21 protein-coding genes and 1 pseudogene are annotated in these 25,594 nt (G+C 72.0%); 11 read left to right on the plus strand and 11 right to left on the minus strand.

The window, feature by feature from the left end:
• From G3I42_RS09980 to G3I42_RS10000, 5 genes and pseudogenes are all read right to left on the minus strand, one after another.
• A pseudogene (locus G3I42_RS09980) lies at positions 1-233 on the minus strand (ATP-binding protein); the annotation flags it as partial.
• Positions 234-558: 325 nt separating this feature from the next.
• Entirely contained in the window at positions 559-2,427 is a 1,869-nt protein-coding gene (locus tag G3I42_RS09985) for a glycoside hydrolase (protein ID WP_164284405.1), read from the minus strand.
• 113 nt (positions 2,428-2,540) lie between these two features.
• Positions 2,541-3,518: a carbohydrate ABC transporter permease gene (locus G3I42_RS09990; RefSeq protein ID WP_164284407.1), complete on the minus strand. Its 978-nt coding sequence runs from the start codon at positions 3,516-3,518 to the stop codon at positions 2,541-2,543.
• Complete coding sequence (locus G3I42_RS09995) at positions 3,515-4,498, minus strand: sugar ABC transporter permease (RefSeq protein WP_164284409.1); 984 nt, start codon at positions 4,496-4,498, stop codon at positions 3,515-3,517. The genes G3I42_RS09990 and G3I42_RS09995 overlap by 4 nt, the downstream gene beginning before the upstream one ends.
• Positions 4,499-4,504: 6 nt before the next feature.
• Complete coding sequence (locus tag G3I42_RS10000) at positions 4,505-5,779, minus strand: sugar ABC transporter substrate-binding protein (RefSeq protein ID WP_164284411.1); 1,275 nt, start codon at positions 5,777-5,779, stop codon at positions 4,505-4,507.
• A gap of 349 nt (positions 5,780-6,128) precedes the next feature.
• On the opposite strand from G3I42_RS10000, the gene G3I42_RS10005 reads away from it, so the two are divergent.
• A complete protein-coding gene (locus tag G3I42_RS10005; protein ID WP_164284414.1) occupies positions 6,129-7,154 on the plus strand; it encodes an acetylxylan esterase in 1,026 nt (341 codons plus the stop codon).
• 29 nt (positions 7,155-7,183) lie between these two features.
• Here G3I42_RS10005 and G3I42_RS10010 read toward each other — a convergent pair whose 3' ends face one another.
• The 3 genes from G3I42_RS10010 to G3I42_RS10020 all read right to left on the minus strand — a co-directional run bounded on the left by G3I42_RS10010 (position 7,184) and on the right by G3I42_RS10020 (position 9,432).
• Positions 7,184-7,870, minus strand: a complete 687-nt coding sequence (locus tag G3I42_RS10010; protein WP_164284416.1) for a maleylpyruvate isomerase family mycothiol-dependent enzyme — start codon at positions 7,868-7,870, stop codon at positions 7,184-7,186.
• A 25-nt stretch (positions 7,871-7,895) separates the two neighbouring features.
• Complete coding sequence (locus tag G3I42_RS10015; protein WP_164284418.1) at positions 7,896-8,723, minus strand: GNAT family N-acetyltransferase; 828 nt, start codon at positions 8,721-8,723, stop codon at positions 7,896-7,898.
• A gap of 259 nt (positions 8,724-8,982) precedes the next feature.
• Positions 8,983-9,432 carry a DUF2000 domain-containing protein gene (locus G3I42_RS10020; protein WP_164284420.1) on the minus strand — a complete coding sequence of 150 codons (450 nt, stop codon included), beginning with the start codon at positions 9,430-9,432 and terminating at the stop codon, positions 8,983-8,985.
• Positions 9,433-9,494: 62 nt separating this feature from the next.
• On the opposite strand from G3I42_RS10020, the gene G3I42_RS10025 reads away from it, so the two are divergent.
• Positions 9,495-10,298, plus strand: coding sequence for an AraC family transcriptional regulator (locus G3I42_RS10025; RefSeq protein WP_164284421.1), 804 nt, complete (start codon positions 9,495-9,497; stop codon positions 10,296-10,298).
• A gap of 22 nt (positions 10,299-10,320) precedes the next feature.
• Here the strand turns inward: G3I42_RS10025 and G3I42_RS10030 are convergent, their stop codons facing one another.
• Complete coding sequence (locus G3I42_RS10030; protein ID WP_164284462.1) at positions 10,321-10,836, minus strand: TetR/AcrR family transcriptional regulator; 516 nt, start codon at positions 10,834-10,836, stop codon at positions 10,321-10,323.
• A gap of 172 nt (positions 10,837-11,008) precedes the next feature.
• On the opposite strand from G3I42_RS10030, the gene G3I42_RS10035 reads away from it, so the two are divergent.
• Positions 11,009-11,989, plus strand: coding sequence for an SDR family NAD(P)-dependent oxidoreductase (locus G3I42_RS10035; protein ID WP_164284423.1), 981 nt, complete (start codon positions 11,009-11,011; stop codon positions 11,987-11,989).
• A gap of 66 nt (positions 11,990-12,055) precedes the next feature.
• On the opposite strand, the gene G3I42_RS10040 is transcribed toward G3I42_RS10035, so the two are convergent.
• Positions 12,056-13,186 (minus strand): LacI family DNA-binding transcriptional regulator, encoded by a 1,131-nt coding sequence (locus G3I42_RS10040; protein ID WP_203606608.1) that lies wholly within the window; start codon positions 13,184-13,186, stop codon positions 12,056-12,058.
• A 133-nt stretch (positions 13,187-13,319) separates the two neighbouring features.
• On the opposite strand from G3I42_RS10040, the gene G3I42_RS10045 reads away from it, so the two are divergent.
• From G3I42_RS10045 to G3I42_RS10055, 3 genes are read left to right on the plus strand one after another with little or no spacing between them, the layout of a single operon-like run.
• Positions 13,320-13,802 carry a MarR family transcriptional regulator gene (locus G3I42_RS10045; RefSeq protein WP_164284427.1) on the plus strand — a complete coding sequence of 161 codons (483 nt, stop codon included), beginning with the start codon at positions 13,320-13,322 and terminating at the stop codon, positions 13,800-13,802.
• Positions 13,799-15,301, plus strand: coding sequence for an MFS transporter (locus G3I42_RS10050; RefSeq protein ID WP_343244507.1), 1,503 nt, complete (start codon positions 13,799-13,801; stop codon positions 15,299-15,301). The genes G3I42_RS10045 and G3I42_RS10050 overlap by 4 nt, the downstream gene beginning before the upstream one ends.
• Before the next feature lie 38 nt (positions 15,302-15,339).
• Positions 15,340-15,894 carry an isochorismatase family protein gene (locus G3I42_RS10055; protein ID WP_164284432.1) on the plus strand — a complete coding sequence of 185 codons (555 nt, stop codon included), beginning with the start codon at positions 15,340-15,342 and terminating at the stop codon, positions 15,892-15,894.
• A 68-nt stretch (positions 15,895-15,962) separates the two neighbouring features.
• Here the strand turns inward: G3I42_RS10055 and G3I42_RS10060 are convergent, their stop codons facing one another.
• Entirely contained in the window at positions 15,963-16,577 is a 615-nt protein-coding gene (locus G3I42_RS10060; protein ID WP_164284434.1) for a dihydrofolate reductase family protein, read from the minus strand.
• Positions 16,578-16,750: 173 nt separating this feature from the next.
• Here G3I42_RS10060 and G3I42_RS10065 point away from each other — a divergent pair, with 173 nt between their 5' ends.
• The 5 genes from G3I42_RS10065 (at position 16,751) to G3I42_RS10085 (ending at position 25,584) form a co-directional block, all read left to right on the plus strand.
• Positions 16,751-19,150: an ABC transporter family substrate-binding protein gene (locus G3I42_RS10065; RefSeq protein ID WP_164284436.1), complete on the plus strand. Its 2,400-nt coding sequence runs from the start codon at positions 16,751-16,753 to the stop codon at positions 19,148-19,150.
• Between the two features lie 155 nt (positions 19,151-19,305).
• Positions 19,306-21,180: a translational GTPase TypA gene (gene typA / locus G3I42_RS10070; protein WP_164284438.1), complete on the plus strand. Its 1,875-nt coding sequence runs from the start codon at positions 19,306-19,308 to the stop codon at positions 21,178-21,180.
• A gap of 732 nt (positions 21,181-21,912) precedes the next feature.
• On the plus strand, positions 21,913-23,547 hold the full coding sequence (locus G3I42_RS10075) for an ABC transporter substrate-binding protein (RefSeq protein WP_164284440.1): 1,635 nt from the start codon (positions 21,913-21,915) through the stop codon (positions 23,545-23,547).
• Positions 23,548-23,693: 146 nt separating this feature from the next.
• The gene (locus G3I42_RS10080) at positions 23,694-24,623 is read left to right on the plus strand and encodes an ABC transporter permease (protein ID WP_164284442.1); all 930 of its coding nucleotides are present in this window, start codon (positions 23,694-23,696) and stop codon (positions 24,621-24,623) included.
• Positions 24,616-25,584 carry an ABC transporter permease gene (locus tag G3I42_RS10085; protein WP_164284444.1) on the plus strand — a complete coding sequence of 323 codons (969 nt, stop codon included), beginning with the start codon at positions 24,616-24,618 and terminating at the stop codon, positions 25,582-25,584. Before G3I42_RS10080 ends, G3I42_RS10085 begins: the two co-directional genes overlap by 8 nt.
• Positions 25,585-25,594: the final 10 nt, after the last annotated feature.

Below are 25,594 nucleotides of genomic sequence, written 5' to 3' on the forward strand. Positions count from 1 at the left end.
AGCCGGCCCCGGGCCGCGCGCGCGGAGAGTACGGCGTACGTGGCGATCGTCACGGCCACGCACAGCGCCAGTGCGGCGAGCGCCCCCGCCGCGGCGAGCGCACCGCGCGCGGACTCCGGCCCGAGGAGTACGGCGGCGGTGACCGCGAGCGCGGCCAGCACCACCGTGATCGCGGGGACGGGCCACACGCTGCGCGGGGTGGGGCGATCGCCGGGGGGCAGGGGGGAGGTCATCAATCAGGTCCTCGTCGGGTCCTCGGTCACTGAGTGATCGCCGAACCCGGTCCGGGCTCGCTCACCGAACGAACGCATGAAGACAACAATGCGCAAGTCGCGGTCACTATACGAGAGTTCCTGATCGTCCGGGAGAATCCGCTTCCGTTTGTCAGCGAGTGATCCCCGAGCGGGCCCGAACACCCCCCGCTGCCCGCCGCTTTCGTGGACACGCCACGCACCGCCGGTACGCGGCACCGCGCGCGGACACGAGCCGGGGGCCGTGCGCCACCGTCAGGTGTGGCGCACGGCCCCCGGAGTCAACGGGCCGCTCGGAGCGGGTGGTTCAGGCGCGGAGCAGCCTCAGCAGACGGATGCCCGGCATGGGCAGCTCCACCGCCACGCGCACCGTGCCCGCCGCGTCCGCCAGGGCGGGCGCGAGCGGTTCGGCGGGCAGCCGGTCGGCCTCGCGGAGCTTCGCCCACTCGGGCGCGTCCGGCCAGTCGCCGCCGCCGAGTCCGTCCCACACGGCCTTGATGTTGCCGTGCTCCTCGTCCACGCGGTACGCGCTCACCGCGTACCGCGCGCCCGGCTCAAGTCCCGTCACGCGTACGGTGGTCGCGCGGTCGAGCGCGGCGGCGCCCTGGATCTTCGACTGGTCGAGCGTGCCGTTCCACACGAGCACGTCCACGGCCGAGCCGTCCTCGGCGCGCGTCGCGAGCGCCTCGACGGTCGCGTCCGCGCCGTCGCCGCTCACGGCCACCGGGGCGCGGTCGCCCGCCAGTTGGCCGAGCAGCCACAGCGCCCAGAAGCGCGGCTTGCGCAGGTTGCCGACGGTGAGCAGACCGAAGCCGCCGTGGAAGAGCTTCGGCGGCCAGCCCAGCTCCTCGAACTGGTCCGTCGCGACCCAGTAGGCGAGCGCGTCGGTGGAGGCGAGCGCCGACTTCATGCCGCGCAGCACGAACGGCGCCGAGAAGACGGAGTCGCTCACGGGGTGGAAGTGGGTCGGCGTGACGCCCCACTCGGTCCACAGGATCTCCGGCTCGGGCCGCCCGGTCGCCTCGGCGTAGGCGCGGGTCAGCGGCCGGAAGTCGAGCGGCGCGTTCCCGTACGTGTGCGTCGAGACGAAGTCGACGGGCAGGTCCTCGGCGCGGCAGTACTCCAGGAACGCGCCGACCCAGCCGGCGGCGGCCGAGGAGGGCCCGCCGACGCGGATGCGCGTGTCGGCGGCCTTCACGGCGCGCACGGCGTGCGCGTACAGGAGGTGGTAGTCGTCCTGCGTGCCGTTCCAGAAGACTTCGAGGTTCGCCTCGTTCCACACCTCGAACTCCCAGCCGGCGACCTCGTCGCGGCCGTACCGCTCCTGGAGGTGGACGACGAGCGCGTGGCACAGCTCGCCCCAGCGCTCCCACGCGGTCGGCGTCGAGACGAGGGCCTTGTAGTCGAAGACCGTGTACTCCGGGTCGTTCGCCAACTCCTTCGGCATGAAGGAGAGTTCGACGACCGGCTTGAGCCCGGTGGCGAGGAAGCGGTCGTAGACCTCGTCGAGCCCGGAGAAGTCGAAGGTGCCGTCGGGGCGCACCGAGACCGTCTCGGGGAGGAAGGTGCCGTGGGCGCGGACGGCGCGGACGCCGAGTTCGTCCCGTACCTTCTCCAGCGCCGTACGGTACTCGGCGGCCGTGTCCGAGCCGCCGGGGCCCGGCTTGTCCCAGAGCAGGAGCGAGAGGTGCTCGGCACCGATGATCCGGTTCCACACGCGGGGCAGCGGACGCGTGGGCGCGGCGGCGTCCACGGCGACCTCGACGGCGGCGGGCGTGCCGCCCGGGGCCTTCGGGCTGCCCGTGACGTGGGTGTCGCCGAGCGGGCCCGCGCCGTCGTCGGTCCAGCTCGCGACCTTGTAGTGATAGGTGCGGCCCGGCTCCACGAGGGTGTCCGCGTACGGCGGGTGCGGCACGGCGAGGACGTCGCCGCCGAGGTGGTCGAGCGGCGCGAAGGGGCCCTCGGGCGATTCGGCGCGGTGCACGAGGTAGCCGAGCGCGCCCGCGACGGGCTCCCAGTCGAGCCGGACGAGCCCGGTGCCGTCCTCGGCGCGCAGCCCGGCCGGGGCCGCGACGGCCGCCGTACCGGTGAGCCGGGTGTCGCTGGGCTTGCCGATGCGCTGCTCCCAGTCGGAGCGTGCGGCGGATTTCTCCGGCGCGGCAGAGTTTTCGGGCATGGCGGAACGCACCTTTGCTGAGGGGGGTGGAGAAAGCGGGAGGGGTACGGGGGCGGGGCCGCGGGGGCTGGTGTGCCCCGTCCCCGTACCGGGGATCGCGCGCGGCGACGTGGCTACTTGAGCCCGGCCGTCGCGAGATCCGGCTTGAAGTGCCGCTGGAGCACGATGAAGACGAACAGGACGGGCAGGACCACGAGGAGCGAGCCGGCCATCAGGACACCGTTCGAACCGGCGGCCCTGTTGGGGTCGTTCGCGAAGGTCGCGAGCGCCACCGGGAGCGTGTACTTGTCCGGGTCGTTGGTCGCGATCAGCGGCCACACGAAGTTGTTCCACGAGCCGAGAAAGGTCAGGATGCCGAGCGTCGCGAGGGCGGGCTTGACCAGCGGCATCACGATCCGCCAGAAGATGTACCACTCGCTCGCGCCGTCCATCCGCGCCGCTTCCAGCAGCTCGTCCGGGATCGACTGCATGAACTGCCGCATCAGGAAGACGCCGAAGGCACCGGCCGCGAACGGCAGCACCAGGCCCGCGTAGCTGTCGAGCAGGTTCAGCTTGTTCATCAGCACGTACATCGGCAGCAGCATCAGGTTGCCCGGCACCATGAGCGCGGCGAGCACGAGCGCGAAGATCTTGTTGCGGCCGAAGAAGTCGAGCTTCGCCAGCGCGTAGCCGAGCATCGAGCAGAAGACCAGGTTGCAGACGGTCACGAGCACCGCGACGATCACGGAGTTCATGAAGTACAGCGGCAGGTCCAGCTTGTCGAGCAGCGTGCGGAACTGGTCCAGCGTCCACTCCGAGGGAATCCAGACGGTCTTGGAACCGCCCAGCTCCTCGTTGGTCTTGAAGGCCGAGAGCGCCATCCACAGGAACGGCGCGGCCATGATCAGCAGGCCGACCGAGAGGGCGACGTACGTGAGGGGCTTGCGCAGGCGCTCGCTCAGCGGCGCCTGCGGGGCGAGCGGGTGGCGGCCCGGACGGTGGTGTCCCGGGTCCTGTCCCGCGTCGTGGCCGGGATCGTGCCCGGGGGCCTTCGTGGAGTTCATTCCGTCGTCGCCGGGGGTGCGGCGCGGGGCCGGTGTCGTGGCGCTCACTTCGTGTTGTCCTTCAGCAGTCGGAGCTGGAGCACCGTGATGGCCATGATCACTATGAAGAGGACGTACGCCATCGCGCTCGCGTAGCCCATGTGGAAGAAGTTGAAGCCTTCCTTGTACATGTCCAGCGACACGGTGAGGGTGCTGTTGTTGGGGCCGCCCTGCGTCATCACGAAGGGTTCCTCGAAGACGTTGAGGAAGCCGATCGTGGTGATGACGGTCGAGTAGAGCAGCGTCGGACGAAGGAGCGGGACCGTGATCCTGCGCAGCTCCTGCCAGGCGCCGGCGCCGTCGAGCTTCGCGGCCTCGCGCACTTCCTGCGGGATCGCCTGGAGGCCCGCGATGAGCAGCACCATGACGTTGCCGAGGTTGCGCCACACCGCCATCGCGATCATGGACGGCATCGCGAGGTGCTCGTCGCCGAGGAAGTCGGGCGAGGTCAGCCCGACCGCGTCGAAGAGCCCGGCCACGAGCCCGTCGCCGGGGTCGAGCACGAAGCGCCACACGACGGCGACCGCGACGATCGTGGTGACGACGGGCGCGTAGAAACCGACCCGGAAGAAGGTCCGGGCGCGGTCGATGCCGTTGTTGAGCAGGACCGCGACGAGCAGCCCCGCGATGATCGTGACCGGCACCCCGACGACGACGAAGTACCCCGTGTTGAACAGGGACTTCAGGAACTTGTCGTCCTGGAAGAGGTTGACGTAGTTGTCGAGGCCGATGAACTTCGCGTCGAAGGGGTGCGTCACGTTGGCGAGGCCGAAGTCGGTGAAGCTCATGAGGAGCGTCGCGACGATCGGGAGCGCCATGAAGACGGCGAAGAGGACGAGGAAGGGGGTGGAGAAGAGCCAGCCCGCCAGGTGGTGCGTGCGCACCGAACCGCCCCGGCGGGCGGGCCCGGCCCCCCGGCCCCCGCGCGAGGCGGGGGCGGGCGGGCCCTGCGTGGCCGCCGGGGCGGCCGTGTCTGCCGTGCTGCTCATGACCGCTTACCCCAGGAGGCTTTCGATCTCGGACTGGGCCTTGTCCAGCGCCGACTTGGCGCTCGACTTGCCCTGGGTCACCTGCTCGATCGCGTCGTCGACCTTCGAGGAGATCTCCGACCACTTCGCGAGCGCGGGCGAGGTCTTCGAGTTCTCGACCTGCGTGCGGAAGATCTGGAGGTTCTTGTCGGTGGCGAGATCGCCGGTCTCCCACGCGGAGGTGCGGGCCGGGAGGTCGCCGCTCGCCTTGTAGAAGTCCGTCTGGCCCTTGGCGCTCGTCAGGTACTTCACGAAGTCCGTGGCGGCGGCCTTGTGGTCGCTGTCCTTGGAGATCACGAGCGAGGAGCCGCCGGCCATCGAGGTCGCGGACTTGTCGCGCGGCACCGTCGTGATGCCCCACTTGCCCTTGAGGGCCGGGTGCGTCTGGTTGATCGAGCTGATCTGCCAGGGGCCGGAGAAGAACATCGGCACCGAGCCGCTGTCGAAGTCCTTGAGCACGTCGTAGCCGGGCGTGACGCTCTTCTTCGCGAGGCCCTTGCTGAAGTACGTGCCGTACTCCGTGAGCGCGCGGACCGCCTCGGGGCTGCTGACGACGGCCTTCTTGCCGTCGTCGCTGACGATCTGGCCGCCCGCCGAGTACAGGAAGGGGTAGAAGCTCTGCACCGTGTCGGTGCCGGAGGGCTGGATCGACAGGCCCCACCGCGTACCGGCCTGCTTCTGGTAGGCGGTGGCGAGGGCCTTCATGTCCTTCCACGTCTTCGGCGCCTCGGTGATCCCCGCCTTCTCGGCGAGGTCCGTGCGGTAGTAGACGACGCGCGTGTCGACGTACCACGGCACGCCGTAGGCGGTGTCGTCCACGACACCTTGCTTCCAGGACGAGGGGAAGAAGTCCTTCTCGTGGAAGGTCTTCGTGTCGACCGGCTCCAGCACGCCCAGCTCGGAGAACTCGCCCATGTAGCTCCCGCCCATCTGCGCGATGTCGGGGAGCTTGCTCGCGGCGGCGGCGGAGACGAGCTTCTGGTGCGCGACGTCCCAGCCGACCGGGGTCACCTTGACGGTGATGTTGGGGTGCGACTTCTCGTAGGTCTTGGCGATGTCGGCGAGCTTCTCGCCCTCGGCGCCCATGCCCCAGACCGTGAGGGTCTGCTTCTTGTCGGCGGAGACGCCGCCGCTGTCGGAGCCGCCGCAGGCGGCGATGACGACCATGGCGGCGATCGAGGCAGCGGCGACCGTGGTGTTCCGCACGGTCTTCCGGCTGCGGGCTCTCGCGGGGCGGTTCATGACGTGCTCCTCCTTGAGCGGGTTCCTCGCCGGTGCGAGCGGCAGGAATGTATGCGCTGTCTGTAAGCGCATACATCACTGTGGCGTGCGAGCCCGGGCGGGCGCAAGGGGGGTCTACGTCACACTTCGTGGATGTTCTGCGGAGGGGTGGGGGGCCTGGAGGGGGGGCGTGTGGGGGCTTGTCGCGGTGGGGGTGGTGGCTGGGCGGGTGACGGGGCTTGCGCTCACATCATATGAATTGTCCCGCATCGGCTGGATTGGGCGTCGGCGCGGGGGGCGGCCGGGCCCGTGACCCGTGGGGCCGCCATCGAGTCGTTGGGGCTGGTGGGAGGCCGTAGGGTCGGGAATCATGGTGCACGCAGACGACACGCCGCCGCCGGGACCGGGCGCCCTCCCGCAGGGCGCGGGCGAGAGCCCGTACGGCTTCGATCCCACCTACGGGTACGAGCTGCCCGGGCTGCTCGCCGTGCCCGCCCCGCCCGCTCCCGACGACTTCGGCGAGTTCTGGGGGCGGCTGCGGGAGCGGGCGCGCGCGGTGGAGACCGCGCCGGAGCTGGGGGACGTCGAGGACGAGCGCGACGGGCTCGTGGTCCGCCCCGTCACGTACACCTCGCTCGGCGGGGTGCGGCTCGGCGGCTGGGTCGCGCTGCCCACCGAGGGGCCCGTGCGGCACGGCTTCGTGATCGGCCACGGGTACGGGGGCCGGGACCGGCCCGGGCCCGACCTGCCGCTGCCGCTCGGGCAGTCCGCCGCGATCCTGCCGTGCGTGCGCGGGCTGCCCGCGCGCGGCCTCGTCGACGGCATCCCGGCCGAGGCCGACGCGCACGTGCTGCACGGCATCGCGAGCCGCGAGACGTCCGTGCTCGGCGCGTGCGTCGCCGACCTGTGGTGCGCGGCGAGCGCGCTCGTCGAGCTGGTGCCCGCGCTCGCCGGACCGCGCCTCGGCTACCTCGGCGAGAGCCTCGGCGGTGGCCTGGGCGCGCTCGCGCTGCCGTGGGACGAACGGTTCGTCGCCGCCCAGCTCACCGTCCCGACCTTCGGCAACCACCCGCTGCGGCTCACGCTGCCGAGCGTGGGCAGCGGTGACGCGCTCCGGCGGTACCACGCCGGGCACCCCGAAGTCACCGACGTCCTCGCGTACTTCGACGCGGCGACGGCGGCGACCCTGATCCGCGTCCCGACCCTCGTCGCCGCCGCCCTCTACGACCCCGCAGTGCCCCCGCCCGGCCAGTTCGCCGTGCACAACGCGCTCCCGGCGGCGGGCGACCCCTTCCTGCTCCGCGCCGGCCACCACCCGTACGCGGAGGAAGCGACCGACCGCACGGCCCTGGCCCAGGCCCGCACGGACTTCTTCGCGGCCGGCATGCCGGGGTAGTGCGGGGGTTCACGGGGTAGCGCGGGGGTTCAGGGGACCAGCGGCCCGCTCAGCGCCTCCGCCCCCGCCGCCCGGTCGCCCGCCCACGTCAGCGAGGCGTGGTCGCGCGGCTTGCGGCCCCACAGCATGAGCAGCAGGCCCTCCGCCGGGCCCGCGACCTCGGCGACCGGCTCGCCGGGCCCGTGCACCCACGCGTCCCCCGTGTCGGTGGCGGTGAGCCGTACCGCCCGCGCGGGCGGTACGGCTGCGCCCCGCGAGACCATGCGGGGCGCCATCGTGTCGAAGACCTCCGCGACTCCGTCCGCCGCGAGCGCCGGGTCCATCGGGGACGTGGCGCCGCGCGCGTGCTCGGCGTCCCAGCGGTGCATCAGCGTCTCCTGGGCGCGCCGTCGCAGCCAGAACGCCACGGTGCGCGGCGGCGAGAACGTCCACGCCTCGGTCGCGGGATCGGCCGAGAGGGCCGCCACGAGGTCCCGCGCCGAACGGGCGTGCCACTCCCGCAGAGCGTCCCGCTCACGCGGCGCCGCGCCCTCGTCGTAGCCGCGCCCGTGCCGCTTCCGCACGGCGGTGACGACCCACAGATTCCCCGCCCCTCTGTGGACCGCCAGATCCGCCAGGCTCCAGTCGCCGCAGTGCGCGACGCGAGCCGACAGGTCGCCGTCCAGCGCCGAGTCGAAGGCGTCCAGTTCGTGGCGGAGGGCTTTCAGGTGGTCCATGGGCGTCACCGTACGGTGCGCGTGGCTAGTCCTTGTCGACAGCCGCGCGGGTCGGTGCGTCCCCGGGCGCGAGGCGGAGGTAGAGGCGGGTGCCGAGGGGGCGGTAGCCGAGCCGTTCGTAGACGCGGCGAGAGTCCTCGCCCGAGAACTCCAGCCACACGGAGGCGGCGCCGCGTGCGAACAGGTCGGCCGTGAGCGCGGAGACGACGGCGGAGGCGACGCCCGCGCGCCGGTGGGCGGGGCGCGTGCCGACCCCGGCCAGCTCCGCCGTCCCGAGCGCGGGCGCCGTGCAGCTCGCCCCGCCCGCGCAACTCCCGTCCGCGGCACGTACGTACCGCACCGCGCCCCCGCCCTCGCACGTCCGCCGCAAGCGCGCGGCCCCCTCGGGGCTCGCGGCCCCCGGACCGCCGAAGGACTCGCTCAGCGCGGCATCGAGGGCGGCGAACTCGTCATCCGCGCAGGGGACTTCGGTACGTGGTCCGCTCGCGGCCGGGAGGTACGTGTCCGGCGTGCACACCAGGAAGTCGTGCTCGGCCTCCACCGTGAAACCGGCGGCGAGCAGCGCGGGCGCGACGGCCGGTGCGGCAGCGGGGACGAATTCGAGCCGGGGCGTCAACTCCCGTGCGCGGAAGGCTTCGACGAGGGCCGCGACGTCCGCCGCCGAGGGCTCGGCGCCGGGCAGCGGGGTCGCGTAGTTGAGGTACGGGTTCGGGTCGTCGGCCTGGAGGCCGGCGACGAACCCCGGCGTCTCCACCACCCGTGGCCTGCGCCGCAGTTGCTCGGCGGTCGCGGACTGCACGAGCAGACCGGGGGAGGGGACGGCGGGGGACGTGGAGGGGTCCACGGAAGTCATCGGGGAAGTCCTTCGAGGGAGTCGCACAGGTACCCGGACACGCGGGAATCGCGTGCGGGCAGGACGGATCACGGCCGCGGGAGGCCGGGCGTGGGACCACCGCCGGAAGGCGCGGAGCCTTCCTCAGGACGCGCGGCGGTCGCTGACGGACGCCGTGCTCATGGACTTCATTCCCTCGGGGACGCGAACTGCGGGACAGGGGCGGCTCACTGTGGCAGGAGGCCACGTGGCGAGCAACCCCTTTTCCCCCGGGGCCCGCTCACGGGTGCATCGTCGCGCCCTTCAGCGTCTTGTCCACCGCGTTCCTCGGCCCGTACACCGCGAGCCCCACGAGATCGAGCGCGGCGCCGGGGACGGCGCGGACGGCGGCCCGGTTGGCCGCGTCGTGGCCCGTCGCGAAGAGGTCCGCGGTGAAGACCGCGCGGGGCAGGGCGCGCGCGAGGGCGCGGGAGTGGGCCGTCGTGAGCAGCGCGGCGGGCCCCTCGAAGACGAGGACGGGCTGGCGGAACATGGGCAGGTACGGGGTGCTGTCGGCGTCCGCGTACGGCTCGCCGATCACCTCCGGGACCTCGGTGCCGAGGCCGCTGACGAGGAAGGCGGTCACGTTGAGCCGCTGCCAGGGGGCGAGGTCGTCCCGGAGCAGGACGGCGATCTTGGTGTCGAAGCGGACGGGGGCGACGGGGGCGGCGGACGTGTCGGTGCTGGTCATGGAGCCAGCCTCGCGGTGGGGGCGCGACGCGTTCTTGTACGTTCCTGGCGTACGTTCGGGGGATGGCGACCCGGCACGAGATCTCGGCGTGGCGGCCCGCCGTCCCCGGGGTGACGGAGGTGCTGCACGCGCGCTTCACCGACCACGCGTACCCGATGCACGTGCACGAGGCGTGGACGCTGCTCATCGTGGACGACGGCGCGGTCCGCTACGACCTGGGCAGGCACCCGCACGGCACCCCGCGCGGCACGGTCTCGCTGCTGCCCCCGTACGTCCCGCACAACGGCTCGGCGGCGAGCCCCGGCGGCTTCCGCAAACGCGTCCTCTACCTCGATCTCACCCACCTGGGAACGGACTTGACCGGCCCCGCCGCCGACACCCCGGACCTCGCCGACCCCCTGCTCCGCGACCGCGTCGGACGCCTGCACTCCGTACTGACGTACCCGGGCGAGGAGTTGGAGGCGGAGAGCCGACTGGCCCTGGTCGTGCGCCGGCTGCGCCGCCACCTGCGCGCGGCGACCGAACAGCCCCTCCCCGCACGGTCGTTGCCGCACGACCTGCGGGACCTGCTCGACGCCCGCCTGCCCGGCGCCCCGAGCCTCGCCGAGGCGGCCCGCGTCCTGCACGCCGACGAGACCCACCTCATCCGGACCTTCACGCGCGCCTTCGGCATCGCACCCCACCAGTACGTGACCTCCCGCCGCCTCGACCGCGCCCGCCGCCTCCTCCTGGAAGGCGTCCCCGCCGCGCGCGCCGCCGCCGAGTCCGGCTTCTACGACCAGCCCCACCTGACCCGCCACTTCCGCCGCTTCCTGGGCACGACGCCGGGCAGGTTCGCGCGAGGACTTCGCACACCGGAGGGGTGAGGCGGGGCGCGCGCGTACGTCGTCAGCGGACCAGGAGGCGGATCGCGAGGGCGAGCCGGTCGGTGAAGAACGCGTGCGACGGTGCCTGGTGCTTGAGGCCGACCGCCGTGCTGATCAGGGTCCGCGCGACGCCCGCCGCATCCCGCCCCGCCGCGCCCGGCCCCTCTGCCAGCGCCGCCGTGACCAGTTCCTCGAAGCGGCGCGGCGCCCGCTCCGCGCACTCCCCGAGCAGGTCCGGATGGGCCTCCACGACCTGCGGGATGTCACGCGCCGGGGGCTCCGTGTAGCGGCCCGCCCACCGGTCGAAGGCGTCGGCGAGGCGCGCGGGCAGGGGATGCCGGGTGTCCGAGAGGACTCGTTCCACCGCCGCGAGATCGCGCTCCAGGAGCTGTTCGACCGCCGCGCGGAAGAGGAGTTCCTTCGAGGAGAAGAGGAAGTAGAGCCCCGGGCGCGAGATGTCCGCCGCGCGCGCCACCTCCGCCATCGACGTCTTCCGGTACCCGAACCGGGCGAACGTGGCCATCGCGGCATCCAGCACGGCACCCCGCCGGCCTGGAGCGGTCTCGTCCCGGGGCCTGCCCGCGTCCCGGGGTGCGGTCTCGTCCTGGGGTGCGGCCCCATCCCGGGCTTCGGTCTCGCGGCTCATGCGAGGAGCCTACGAGAGCTGTACGCACTATACAAAGCTCGTACGAAGTGTAAAGTGCCCCGGCATGGCTGACCACACACGGCTCGTGACCTCCTTCACCGCCGCGAGCACGGCGGACGACGTGCTGCGCGGGCACGACCTCGGCGGCGTCCGCGCGCTCGTGACCGGGGCTTCCTCCGGCATCGGGGCCGAGACGGCCCGCGCCCTCGCCGCCGCCGGGGCGCGCGTCACGCTCGCGGTGCGGAACACGGACGCGGGGAACGCGGTCGCCGAGGCGATCGCCCGCGCCACCGGACGGGCCCGCCCGGACGTCGCGCCGCTCGACCTCGCCGACCGGGCCTCGGTCGCGCGCTTCGTCGTCGCGTGGCGCGAGCCGCTGCACCTCCTCGTCAACAACGCCGGCGTCGTCACGGGCGGCCTCGCCCGCACCCGCGAGGGCTGGGAGTGGCAGTTCGCGACCAACCACCTCGGCCACTTCGCCCTCGCCACGGGCCTGCGCGCCTCCCTGGCCGCAGGAGCGGCGGAGCGCGGCGGCGCCCGCGTCGTCGCGGTCAGCTCCACGGCCCACATGCGCGCCGGCGTCGACTTCGACGACCTCCACTTCACGCACCGCGCCTACGATCCCCAACTCGCCTACGCCCGCTCGAAGACGGCCAACTCGCTCTTCGCCGTCGAGGCGACACGGCGCTGGGCGGGGGACGGGATCGTCGCCAACGCCGTCAACCCGGGCGGCGTCGCGACAGGACTGCAACGGAACTTCACCCCGGAGCAACGGCGTTCGCTCGACGCGGCGGAGGCGGCGGGGGTCTTCACGTACAAGACGCTGGCGCAGGGCGCGGCGACCACGATGGTCGCCGCCGTCCACCCCGCCCTCGCCCGCGCGGGGGGCCGCTACCTCGACGACTGCCAGGAGGCGTACACCGTGCCGGACGACGCCGCTCTCGCCGACCACCCGCACGGCGTCAAACGATGGGCGCTCGACCCGGCGCTCGCCGAGCGCCTGTGGACGGTCTCTGCGGAGCTCACCCGCACGGGGCCCGGATGAGGGGAGCGGCGGCCGGCCGCCCTCGTACCGCCGGGCCCGTCCCCCGCCTCAGCCCCGCCCCCCGCCTCAGCCCCGCCCCGTCCCGCTCCCCGCGCCGGCCTCCCCGCATCCGCAGCTTCGCCGGCGGGTCACCTCGACAGGGAGCACGCGCGACACCGGTGCCGTGCGCTCCGGCTCCGTGACGCGCTGGATGAGGAGTTCGGCCGCCTCCTCGCCCATGCGGCGCATCGGCTGGCGGACCGTGGTGAGCGGGGGTCGGACGACGCGGCTCAGCGGGATGCCGTCGAAGCCGGTGACGGCGATGTCCTCCGGGACCCGTACCCCGGCCTCCTCCAGCGTGTGCAGGGCGCCGACCGCCATCTGGTCGTTCGCGAAGACGAGCGCCTCGGGACGAGGGCCCGGGCGGTCGAGGAGGGCGCGCGTCGCGCGGGAGCCCTCGGCGCGGGTCATCAGCGGGGCGCGCAGGTCGGGGGCCTCCGGTACGGGGAGCCCGGCCTCGCGCAGCGCGTCGCGGTAGCCCTCGAAGCGGGCGCCCACGTCGGGCGACTCGTCGGCGCTGCCGACGAAGACGAGGCGGCGCAGACCGTGGTCCGCGAGCAGGTGGCGCGTGAGCTGGTACTCGCCGTCGCGGTTGGCGACCTCGATGTGGTCCATGTGGTCTATCTCGCGCGGCCCCGCGAGCATCACGACGGGCACGCGCCGCGAGATGACCTCCAGGTCCTCGGTCGGCACCGTCCGCGCGAGCACGGCGAAACCGTCCACGCGCCCCGCGACCTTCGCCACCAGGCTCTCCGGGCCGCCCACGAGCGAGGCCGCGATGAGCAGGGCGTAGCCGTGGCGGCGCGCCGCGCGCTCCATGCCCCGGATGATCTGGTCCGAGTAGAGCGTCCCGGCCTCCTCGTCGTCGCCGGTCTCGGAGTCCGCGTCGGGGTCGGCCATGTCGGGGAAGCAGAGGCCGATGATCCCGGTCGTGCGGCTCGCGAGACCGCGCGCACTGCCGCTCGGCACGTAGCCGAGGGCGCGGGCCGCCGCGAGGACCTTCTCGCGCGTCGCCGGACGTACGGAGTCGGGGCTGCGGTAGACGCGGGAGACGGTGGCGATGGACACGCCCGACCGCTCCGCCACGTCGTAGACCGTGGGGGCGTCGCTCACAGCTGCACCATCGCCTGTCCTGTTCCACGCTGAATGAAAGCGCATTCATTCTAGGTTTAGCGGCGGGCGAGAGCAAGGGTCCCCGGGGGTGAGTGAGCGCTCACTCCCCAGGGCCACGCTTCTCCCCGGTCCCGAAATCGACAAGTAAGTTTGCAAGTTTCCCTGTCGAACTCGTACGGTGGCCGTCATGACCGAGCCCACCGCACCGCCCGTGCCGCCCGCCGACGGCGGCCCGCACCCGGACAGCGCGCGGCTCGCCGACGAGCTGTCCTCCGTGGCCGGGCTGCTCATGCGGCGCCTGCGCACGCACTCCGCGCGCAGCCTCCTCAGCCCCACCCAGCGCTCCGCGCTCTCCCGCCTCGACCGCGAGGGCCCGATGACCACGGCGGCCCTCGCCCGCGCCGAGCACGTACGCCCCCAGTCGATGCGCACGACGGTCGGCTACCTGCACGAACAGGGCCTCGTCGCCCGCACCCCCGACCCCGGGGACGGCCGCCAGGCCGTCGTCTCGGTCGCCGAACGCGGCCGGACCGTCCTCGCCGAGGTCCGCGCCGCCAAACGCACATGGCTCACGCACGCCCTGGACACCCAGCTGTCCCCCGAGGAACGCGCCCTCGTCGCCGAGGCCGTGACCCTCCTCGGCAAGGTGGTGGAAGCGTGACCGGCCCCGGCCCCGGCGACAGGCCGACGGGCACCGCCTCGCCCCGTACCGCCCCGGCCGACGAGCCCGGCCCGATACCCGGCGGCCCCGGCCACCCGGACGCCGCCCGCACCACCACCCCCGCTCCCGCGCCCCACGGCTCCGGCTTCGCCGCGCGGCTCACCGCGCCCCTGCTCCTCGGCTCGGTGCTCAACCCGCTCAACACCACGATGATCTCGACCGCCCTGGTCGCGATCGGGCACGACCTCGGCATCGGGGCCGCCGACACCGCGTGGCTCATCTCGGTGCTCTACCTCGCGAGCGCCGTCGCGCAGCCCGTGCTCGGCAAGCTCGCCGACGTGATCGGGCCGCGCCGGGTCTTCCTCGCCGGGCTGCTCGTCGTCGTGGCCTCCGGGCTCGTCGGGACCTTCGGGGCAGGGTTCGGCTGGCTCCTCGTCTCCCGGCTCCTGCTCGGCATCGGCACCTCGGCCGCGTACCCGGCCGCGATGGCGGTGCTGCGCGACGAGTCGCGCCGCGTCGGCAGGCCGACCCCGCGCCCCGTACTCGCCCGCCTCTCCTTCGCGGGGCTCGGCTCCACCGCCGTGGGGCCCACGCTCGGCGGCGTGCTCGTCGGCGCCTTCGGCTGGCGGGCGATCTTCCTCGTCAACGTGCCGATGGCGCTCGCGGCCTTCGTGCTCGCGCTCGTCTGGGTCCCGGCCGACCGGCCCCGTACGGACCGTGCCGACGCCGGGGCGAAGCCCCGCGCGCTCGGCATCGACCCCCTCGGCATCGGCCTCTTCGCCGCCGCGCTCACCCTCCTGTGCGTCTTCCTCCTCGACCTCGCCCACCCCGACTGGTGGCTCCTCGCCCCCTTCGCCGTCTGCGCGGCGCTCCTGGCGTACTGGCAACTGCGCACCCCGCGCCCCTTCCTCGACCTGCGGATGATCGCCCGCAACGGCCCCCTCGCCCGCACCTACCTGCGCCACGGGCTGAGCTACCTCCAGATCTACTGCGTCATGTACGGCTTCACGGAGTGGCTGGAGGAGGCGCACGGCTACTCCTCCACGCAGAGCGGGCTCGTCATGCTGCCGATGTCGCTGTGCGCCCTCGTCTGCTCGCTCACGGCGGCCCGTACGAAGGGCATCCGCGCCCCGCTCTCGCTCGGCGCCGCCCTGCTCACGCTCGGCGCCGGGGTCCTCGCGGGCGTCAGCGGCCACACCCCGCTCGCCGTGCTGCTCCTCGTCGCCGCCTGCTTCGGCATCCCGCAGGGCCTGCTCGGTACGAGCAACCAGGCCGCCATCCAGCAGCACGCCCCCGCCGACTCGATCGGCTCGGCGGCAGGGCTCCAGCGCACCGCGCAGTACATCGGCGCCATCACCGCTTCGAGCCTCATCGCGCTCGCCTACGGGCAGCGCGCCTCCGACAGCGGCATGCACCTCATGGCGCTCGTCTCGGCCGTGCTCGGCGCGGCCGTCCTCGTCCTCACCCTCCTGGACCGCTCCCTGCGCCCCCGCGCCTGAGCGGCCCCCCGTTCCCCCGATATGAAGGAGCACCACCCATGACCGCCACCGCCCTCGACGCCCGCACCGCGCTGATCGTCGTCGACCTCCAGAAGGGCATCGCCGCCATGCCGGGCGCGCCCGTCCCCTCGAAGGACGTCATCGCGCGTTCCGCCGGGCTCGCCGCCGCCTTCCGCGCCAAGGGCCTGCCCGTCGTGCTCGTCAACGTGACGGGCGGCGCCCCCGGCCGCAACGAGGCCCCGCAGCGCGGCGAGCAGCCGCCCGCCGACTGGGCGGACCTCGTCGCCGACCTGGACGCGCAGGACTCCGACATCCGCGTCACGAAGCAGACGTGGGGCGCCTTCTACGGCACCGACCTCGACTCGCAGCTCCGCCGCCGCGGCATCACCCAGGTCGTGCTGACCGGCATCGCCACGAGCATCGGCGTCGAGTCCACCGCCCGCTTCGCGCAGGAGTACGGCTACAACGTCACTGTCGTGACCGACGCCGTCACCGACATGAACGCGGACGCCCACACCAACAGCGTCGAGCGCATCTTCCCGCGCCTCGGCGAGACCGGCACGACCGAGGAGATCACCAAGCTCCTCGGCTGAGCGCCGGACGGGAAAGGGGGCGGCCACCGACGCGGTGGCCGCCCCCTCCCGCATGTGCGCACGCGCCCTCACACCACGTCGTACGTCAGGTGCGTCGCCGTCGACGTCACGCGCACGTCCCGCTGCACGAGCGCGCGCGCCGTCCCGCCCGTGAAGAGCGGCGTGCCCGCGCCGAGCAGGACGGGGGAGAGGTGCAGCGAGAGGACGTCGACGAGCCCCGCCGCGAAGGCCGAGCGGATCAGCGCGGCGCCGCCCATGAGGACGACGTCGAGGTCCCGCCCCGCGGCGGCCGAGGCGGCCTCGGCGCGGGCCCGCGCGGCGGCGACGGCGTCGCGCAGACCGCTCGTGACGAAGGTCCAGTCGAGCGCCGCGAGCCGTACGGAGGCGGGCTCCGTGCGCGTCACGACGAAGAAGGCGGGCCGGCCCACCTCCCCGGCCCCGTACCCGACCTCGTCGTCCCACCCCTCGGGCCCGTCCACGACGTCGAAGAGCCGCCGCCCCAGCACGACGGCCCCGGAGCGCGCCGTCCCCTCGCCGAGCACCCGCCGGTCCCCGGGATCGTCCGAGAACGCCCAGGTGTGCAGTGCCTCCCCGCCGTCACCGAGCCCGTTGCGGGGCCCGGGACCGGGGCCGGTGACGAAGCCGTCGAGGGAGGCCGAGATGTCGGCGACGATGCGGGTCATGGGGGAGAGGTACCCGTACCGCGCCCGCCACTCCCCGCACTGCTTCCCCCGGGGGACTTCCGTGGGCCAACCGGGTGCGCTGACCGGCACGTCCCGCGTGGAGGGCAATAGATGTGATCGGACCGTAAGCAGAAAGTCGGACAAAGGCGTCACGCCACGGAGGTACCAGCACGATGTCGTCGTACAGCGGCCCGAGACTGCGTTCCGCCGTGTTCCTGGTGGCAGGCGTGCTCGCCGTGCCCGCCCTCGCCTCCTGCTCCGGCGGCGGCAGCGGCGGCTCGCACGCGGGGCGCGTCGTCGCGCCCGACGTCCACCAGGCCGCACGGGACCGCGTCGCGGAGGGCGGCACCCTGCACTGGGCGGTCGACCAGCTCCCCAGCACCCTCAACACCTTCCAGGCCGACGCCGACACCACCACCGCGCGCGTCGCCTCCGCCACGCTGCCCTCGATGTTCCACCTCGACCAGCAGGGCCGCCCCGCCCGCTCCGCCGCGTACCTGCGCGACGCGAAGGTCGAGACCACCGAGCCCCGCCAGGTCGTCGTCTACCACCTCGACCCCAAGGCCGCCTGGAACAACGGCCGCGACCTCGGCGCCGAGGACTTCGCCGCCCAGTGGCAGGCGCTGCGCGGCTCCAGCAGCAAGTACCTGACCGCGCGCAACGCCGGGTACGACCGCATCGCGAAGGTCGAGCGCGGCGCGAACGCGCAGGAGGTACGGGTCACCTTCGCGAAGCCGTACGCGGACTGGCGCGCCCTCTTCTCGCCGCTGTACCCCAAGGAGGTCATGGGCAGCCCCGAGACCTTCAACGCCGCCGCCCGCTCCGGGCTCGCCGTGAGCGCCGGTCCCTTCCGGGTCGGCAAGGAGGACCGCGAGGGCGGCGACCTCACGCTGGAGCGCGACACCCGCTGGTGGGGCGACCGCGCCAAGCTCGACTCCCTCGTCCTGCGCGAGGTCCCGGCCGGGAAGCGGGTCAAGGCGATGCTCGACGGGCGCGTCGACCTCGCCCCCGTCGAGCAGGACGAGGCCGCGCGCGTCGCCCGCGCGGGCAAGGGCGACGGCGGCCCGCTCGCACCGCAGAGCGGCCCCAACGCCGCGGGCGCCGTCGCCGCCGACGTCTACTCCCGGGCCTTCGCGAAGGGCTCCCCCGAGCAGGTCAACCGCCTCGAACGGCAGAACCGGGCCGACCTCGCCGAGGCCCGCGCCGTCGAGGAGGCCCAGCAGCGCGACCTCGGCCGCTACCGCCTGCGCAAGAGCCTCGAACCCGCCTACACGCAGCTCGCGCTCAACGGCGAGTCGGGCCCCCTCTCCGACGAGCGCGTACGCCGCGCCGTGGCCCGCGCCCTCGACCGCAAGGCCCTCGCCCAGCTCGTGCTCAAGCCCCTCGGCCTGCCCGCGGACCCGGTCGGCAGCCACCTCGCCCTCGCGGGCCAGGACGCCTACGCCGACAGCAGCGGCGCCCTCGGCCGCCAGGACGCCGCCGAGGCCCAGGCCCTCCTCTCCGACGCGGGCTACCAGCGCGCCCCGGTCCCCGGGGACGCGGCGAAGAAGGACGAGGCCGCGCAGGGCAAGGCGGGCGCGGGCGCGGACGGCAAGGCGGGCACGGACGGCAAGGCCCCCCGTACGGACGGCAAGGCGCCCGAGGACGAGGCCCGCGGCGAGAAGAGCGGCGCCGAGGCCGGGACGGCGCGGGCCGCCGGGAAGAAGGCCGAGGCGGAGAAGAAGGCGGCCCGCGAGAAGGCGGAGGCCCGCGAGAAGGCGGCGGGCGCCGCGGCCCCGCTCGCCCCCGCCCCCGTACCCCCGCAGTCCGTCCTCCTCCACCAGGCCTACGCGATGGCGGCCCCGGCCGCGAAGGCCGCGGGGGCCGCCGGGGCCTACGCCCCCAAGGGGACGCCCGCGCCGCAGCAGCCGGAGGAGAAGGACGAGGCCGCGCCCAAGGCGGGCCCCGCCGGGGCCCCCGCCGTGCTCGGCAAGGACGGCAAGCCCCTCACGCTCCGCTTCGTCGTCCCCGCGGGCGCCGGTTCCGCGCAACTGCGCGAGGTCGGCGAGAAGATCGCGGGCATGGTCGAGAAGATCGGCATCCGCGCCCAGGTGCAGAAGGTGCCCGACGCCTCCTACTTCAAGGACCACATCGCGACCGGCGACTACGACATGGCGCTGTGGTCCTGGCCGGGCACCGCCTTCCCCGCCACCGACGCGCGCCCCGTCTACGGCAAGCCCGTCCCGGCGGCCGACGGCTCGCTCAACGTCGACCAGAACTACACCCGCGTCGGCACGGACCGCATCGACCAGCTCCTCGACCAGGCCGCCGGGACCCTCGACGCCAAGGAGGCCGGGCAGCTCGTGAAGAAGGCGGACGCCCGCATCTGGGCCGCCGCCGGCTCCATCCCGCTCTACCAGCGCCCCGAACTCGTCGCCGCGCGCGCCGACCTCCGCAACGCCGGGGCCTTCGGCTTCGCCACCCCCGACTGGGAGAACATCGGCTTCGCCGCCAAGGGCGCGAAGGGTGCCAAGGGCACGAAGGCGCCGGTCGAGAAGCCGGTGCGGAACACGAGGGCCCCCGGCGGGGAGTGACCCCCGTCTCCTCCCGAGCCCGCCCACGGGGCCCGTACCGCGCCACCCGGTACGGGCCCCGTACGATGGGGTGAGGCCGTGGCATGTTCCGCCCGGCAGGGCGCGCGTACAGGACTGGACGCGCAGCCATCCACGACTCGGGAGAATCGCCGCAAGTGCCCACGCGCCATGACATCCGTAACGTCGCCATCGTCGCCCACGTCGACCACGGGAAGACGACGCTGGTCGACGCCATGCTGAAGCAGGCCGGGGCCTTCGCCGCGCACGCGGCGGAGCACCTGGACGACCGCATGATGGACTCCAACGACCTGGAACGTGAGAAGGGCATCACGATCCTGGCCAAGAACACGGCCGTGAAGTACCACCCCAAGGACGGGGGCGAGCCCATCACGATCAACATCATCGACACCCCCGGCCACGCCGACTTCGGCGGTGAGGTCGAGCGCGGCCTGTCGATGGTGGACGCGGTGGTGCTCCTGGTCGACGCCTCCGAGGGCCCGCTGCCCCAGACCCGCTTCGTGCTCCGCAAGGCGCTCGACGCGCGGCTGCCCGTCATCCTCTGCATCAACAAGACGGACCGCCCCGACTCGCGGATCTCCGAGGTCATCGACGAGACGTACGACCTCTTCCTCGACCTCGACGCGGACGAGGAGCAGATCGAGTTCCCGATCGTCTACGCCTGCGCGCGCGACGGTGTGGCCTCGCTCACCAAGCCCGATGACGGCACCGTCCCCAGCGACTCCACCAACCTGGAGCCGTTCTTCTCCACCCTCCTGGATACCGTCCCGGCCCCCGAGTACGACGAGGCCGCCCCCCTCCAGGCGCACGTCACCAACCTCGACGCCGACAACTTCCTCGGCCGTATCGCGCTGTGCCGCGTCGAGCAGGGCGAGCTGCGCAAGGGCCAGACGGTCGCGTGGATCAAGCGGGACGGCTCGATCCAGAACGTCCGCATCACCGAGCTGCTCATGACCGAGGCGCTCACCCGCAAGCCGGCCGAGAAGGCGGGCCCCGGTGACATCTGCGCCATCGCGGGCATCCCGGACATCATGATCGGCGAGACCCTCGCCGACCCCGAGAACCCCATCGCGCTGCCGCTCATCACGGTGGACGAGCCGGCCATCTCCATGACCATCGGGACCAACACCTCGCCGCTGGTCGGCAAGGGGGGCAAGGGCCACAAGGTCACCGCCCGCCAGGTCAAGGACCGCCTCGACCGCGAGCTGATCGGCAACGTCTCGCTGCGCGTGCTCGACACCGAGCGCCCCGACGCCTGGGAGGTGCAGGGCCGCGGTGAGCTGGCGCTGGCCATCCTGGTCGAGCAGATGCGCCGCGAGGGCTTCGAGCTGACCGTCGGCAAGCCCGAGGTCGTCACCAAGCAGATCGACGGCAAGACGTACGAGCCGATCGAGCGCATGACGATCGACTCGCCCGAGGAGCACCTCGGCGCGATCACGCAGCTCATGGCGACCCGCAAGGGCCGCATGGAGACCATGACGAACCACGGCTCCGGCTGGGTGCGCATGGAGTGGATCGTGCCCTCGCGCGGCCTCATCGGCTTCCGCACCGAGTTCCTGACGCAGACCCGCGGCACCGGTATCGCGCACTCCCTCTTCGAGGGCCACGAGCCCTGGTTCGGCGAGCTGCGCACCCGTCACAACGGCTCGCTGGTCGCGGACCGCGCGGGCGTCGTGACCCCCTTCGCGATGGTCAACCTCCAGGAGCGCGGTGTCATCTTCACCGAGCCCACGACGGAGGTCTACGAGGGCATGATCGTCGGCGAGAACTCGCGCGCCGACGACATGGACGTGAACATCACCAAGGAGAAGAAGCTCACCAACATGCGTGCCGCTTCCGCCGACACCACGGAGAACGTGGTGCCCGCGCGCAAGCTCTCGCTGGAGCAGTCCCTGGAGTTCTGCCGCAACGACGAGTGCGTCGAGGTGACCCCGGAGACGGTCCGCATCCGCAAGGTCGTCCTCGACGCCCGTGAGCGCGCCCGCTCGGCCTCCCGCGCCAAGCACAGCTGACCCCGCGCCACTCCGGGGCCCGGCACTCCCGCGCGGGGTGCCGGGCCCTCGGCGTGCCCGGGCCGGGTCTCACGCGAAGGCGCGGCCCGCGGCCGCGTGTTGAGCGTTCCGTCCCGCCCCTTCGCCAACGGCCCCTCTAGGGCGCCGCGTTCCCCAACGGCCCCTCAGTGTCGCTTCGTTCGCCAACGGCCCCTCGCGTGACGCGACTTGACGGCTTCTCGCACGCTGTCCGGGCCCATTTTCCGCAGGTGCTCTCCCCTCCGCCGCGCCCGCGTGGCACCCTGGTGCGCGACAGCGCTCCAACGCCCCCGAGGCCGGGGTTCGTTGGCCGGAGTTGACGCGCGTCGACCACGGAGGGTCACCGCCACGCGGGGTGACCCGGAGTCGCACTCTCCGCAACCCCTTTTCTCCGCCGAGTGTCCGAATAGCGGAATACCCTGACCGATAACTGTGTAACGAGTCCGTTTCGCACCCATCTGCTTCGCCTCTATTTGTCCGGATTTTAAGAGTCGACTGGAACAGGTGTGACCGAACCGAGACCAAAAGGGTGTGGTCAGTCGTCGTTCAAATGACGAATAGTGTTCGGCGTAGAGCTCGGGTCAATGGGTCACGCGCTGTCGCGCCGACTCACGAGCACACTGAGGCGCAGCACTCCATGAAGGCACCGTCGTCGGCATGTGTCGTGCGCCCCTCTCTTTGCAGTGGACAAGTGGACTCATGAGGAGGAACCCCATGCGTGGTGCGACAAGCGCCAAGTGGGTTGCGGGCGCGGCGATCATCGCCCTGGCGGCTACCGCCTGTGGCAGCGACGACGGCGACAGCAACAGCGACAAGAAGCCGGCCGCGGGCGCGGTGAACGCCAAGGGGATCTTCTCCGTCGAGGTCGGCGAGCCGCAGAACCCGCTCCAGCCGGCGAACACGATGGAGTCCAACGGCAGCATCGTCGTCAAGTCGCTGTTCTCGCAGCTCGTCGACTACGACGCCAAGGGCCAGATCAAGATGGTCAACGCCCAGTCGGTGGAGACCAAGGACAGCAAGACCTACACGGTCAAGCTGAAGCCGGGCTGGAAGTTCCACGACGGCACCGCCGTCACCGCCGAGTCCTACGTCAAGGCGTGGAACTGGGCCGCCCAGCCGGCGAACAAGCAGACCAACAGCGCCTGGTTCTCCGACATCAAGGGTTACGACGATGTCGCCCCGGCCAAGGGCAAGCCCAAGGCCGAGGAGATGTCCGGCCTGAAGGTCGTCGACGACAACACCTTCACGATCGAGCTGAGCAAGTCCCTGCCGTACTTCGAGTACAAGCTCGGCTACGAGGTCTTCTCGCCGCTCCCCGAGTCCTTCTACAAGGACCCGAAGGCCGCCGGTGAGCACCCGATCGGCAACGGCCCCTACAAGTTCGTCAGCTGGGACCACAAGAAGCAGATCAAGGTCACCAAGTTCGACGGCTACCAGGGCCCGGACAAGGCGCAGAACGGCGGAGTGGTCTTCAAGAACTACTCCACGCTGGAGACCGCCTACGAGGACCTCAAGTCCGGCAACGTCGACGTGCTGCGCCAGATCGGCCCGAAGGACCTCCCGGTCTACAAGACCGACCTCGGCGACCGCGCCGTGGACAAGGCCTACTCCGCGATCCAGACGATCGTCCCGGCCTTCTACGGCAAGCAGTTCAAGGACATCGACCCCAAGGTCATCCAGGGTCTGTCCATGGCGATCGACCGCGACACGATCACCAAGACCGTGCTCCAGGGCACCCGCGAGCCCGCCACCGGCTTCGTCGCCAAGGGCGTCAACGGCTACCAGCCGAACGTCGCCGGTGACGTCACCAAGTACGACCCGGCCAAGGCGAAGAAGCTCATCAAGGACGGCGGCGGCGTCCCGGGCAACAAGATCTCGATCCAGTACAACGCCGACGGTGGCCACAAGGAGTGGGTGGAGGCCGTCTGCGGTTCCATCACCAAGGCGACCGGCATCAAGTGCGTGGGCGACTCGAAGGCCGACTTCCAGGCCGACCTGGACGCTCGTGACGCCAAGCAGGTCAAGTCCTTCTACCGCAGTGGCTGGGTGCTGGACTACCCGATGAACGCCAACTTCATCCGTGACCTCTACGGCACGAAGTCGGACGGCAACCAGAGCGGCTTCTCCAACAAGGAGGTCGACGCGCTGATCGCGAAGGCCGACTCGGCCAAGACCCTGGAGGACTCCGTCAAGGAGTACCAGGAGGTCGAGAAGAAGCTCGTCGAGTACATGCCCGGCATCCCGCTCTGGTACTACAAGGTCAACGCCGGCTACTCGGAGAAGGTCCAGAACGTGGACTACTCGCAGACCGGCGACCCGATCCTGACCCAGATCCAGGTCAAGAAGTAACAAAAGAATCCAGGCTCGTTGCGACCCGGCCGGTGCGAACACCGCCGGCCGGGCGCCTAGCCGCAGCTGGGGGCCCTTTTCCGACGGACGCACCGGACGTCGGGGGAGGGCCCGTTGGCTGTCAGCTGTGACTACATGGAGGCACGATGGGGCGCTACGTCATACGACGCCTGCTCCAGATGATCCCGGTGTTCATCGGGACCACTCTGCTGATCTTTCTCGCGGTTTACCTCCTACCGGGGGACCCCGTGCGAGGTCTCTTCGGCGACAAGGGGGCCTCACCGGCCCAGCTCGCCTCGCTTCGCCACGAATACGGCCTCGACCGGAACATATTCGTGCAGTACGGCAACTACATGTGGGACATGGTTGCCCACCTCGACTTCGGCACGCAGATCGCGAGCGGACGTCCGGTGACCGACATCCTCGGTGACGCCTTCCCGGTGACCATCAGGCTCGCTGTCTTCGCGCTCGTCCTGGAGATCGTCTTCGGTATCACGCTCGGCATCATCTCCGGGATGTTCGCCGGCAAGTTCCTGGACCAGGCGATCCTGATCCTGACGCTGCTCTTCATCTCGATCCCGGTGTTCGTGCTCGCGTTCCTCGTGAAGTCGGCGATCCTCTTCCCGGCGAACCTGCCACCGAACGTCAACGACGACACCAACATCGGGCAGATGCTGGCACCAGCGGCGGTGCTGGCGACGGCCTCACTGGCCTACGTCGCCCGCCTGACCCGGGGCACGCTCGTCGAGAACCGCCGCGCCGACTACATGCGCACCGCCGTCGCCAAGGGCCTGCCCCGGCGCCGCGTCATCGGTGTGCACCTCATGCGCAACTCGCTGATCCCCGTCGTCACCTTCCTCGGTACCGACCTCGGCGCCCTCATGGGCGGCGCGATCGTGACCGAGGGCGCCTTCAACATCAAGGGCGTCGGCGGGACGATCTACGAATCCCTCGTGCGCCGTGAGGGCACCACGCTGGTCGGACTCGTGACGATCCTCGTCCTCGTCTACCTGCTGTGCAGCCTGCTCGTCGACCTGCTCTACGCGGTCCTGGACCCGAGGATTCGCTATGCCTGACCTCACCAAGGAAGCGGCCGACGAAGCCGCGAAGCACACGCTCGGCGAAGAGGTCCCCACGACCGACACCGCCGTCGTCGAGAAGGCCGCGAAGGACAAGACCCGCAGCCTGTGGGGCGACGCCTGGGTGGACCTGCGCCGCCGGCCGATGTTCATCATCTCGGCGCTGATCATCCTGCTGCTCATCGTCATGTCGGCCTGGCCCGGTCTCTTCACCGGCACCGACCCCACGGCGACGGACCTCCAGAACCACTACCTGAGCAAGCCGAAGCTCGGGCACGTCTTCCAGGCCGACTGGCTCGGTTACGACCAGCAGGGCCGCTCCGTCTACTCCCGCCTCGTCCACGGCACCCGCAACTCGGTCCTCGTGGGCTTCGGCGCGACGATCATCGTGACGCTGCTCGGCAGCTTCGTCGGCATGATCGCCGGTTACTTCGGCGGCTGGCTCGACGCGATCCTGTCCCGGGTGACCGACATCTTCTTCGGCATCCCGTTCCTGCTCGGCGCCATGCTCGTCATGAACGCCTTCACCGACCGCAAGTGGTGGCTCGTCGCCGCCGCGCTCGGCGTCCTCGGCTGGACGCAGATCACCCGCGTCATGCGCGGCTCGGTGCTCACCGTCAAGCAGTCCGACTACGTCCAGGCCGCGAAGGCACTCGGCGCGAGCACCTCGCGGATCATGATCCGGCACATCCTGCCGAACGCCATGGCCCCGGTGATCGTCGTCGCGACCATCGCGCTCGGCACGTACATCGGCGCGGAGGCCACGCTCTCCTACCTCGGCCTCGGGCTCTCCGCCCCGGCCGTCTCCTGGGGCGCGGACATCTCCGACGGCCTCGCCCAGATCCGGGTGGCCCAGCACGTGCTGCTGTACCCCTCGATCATGCTGACGCTCACCGTTTTCGCCTTCATCATGCTCGGCGAAGCCGTCCGCAACGCCCTCGACCCGAAGCTCCGCTGAGGGAGACGCT

Source organism: Streptomyces sp. SID11385 (genome assembly GCF_010548245.1).
Taxonomy (GTDB): domain Bacteria; phylum Actinomycetota; class Actinomycetes; order Streptomycetales; family Streptomycetaceae; genus Streptomyces.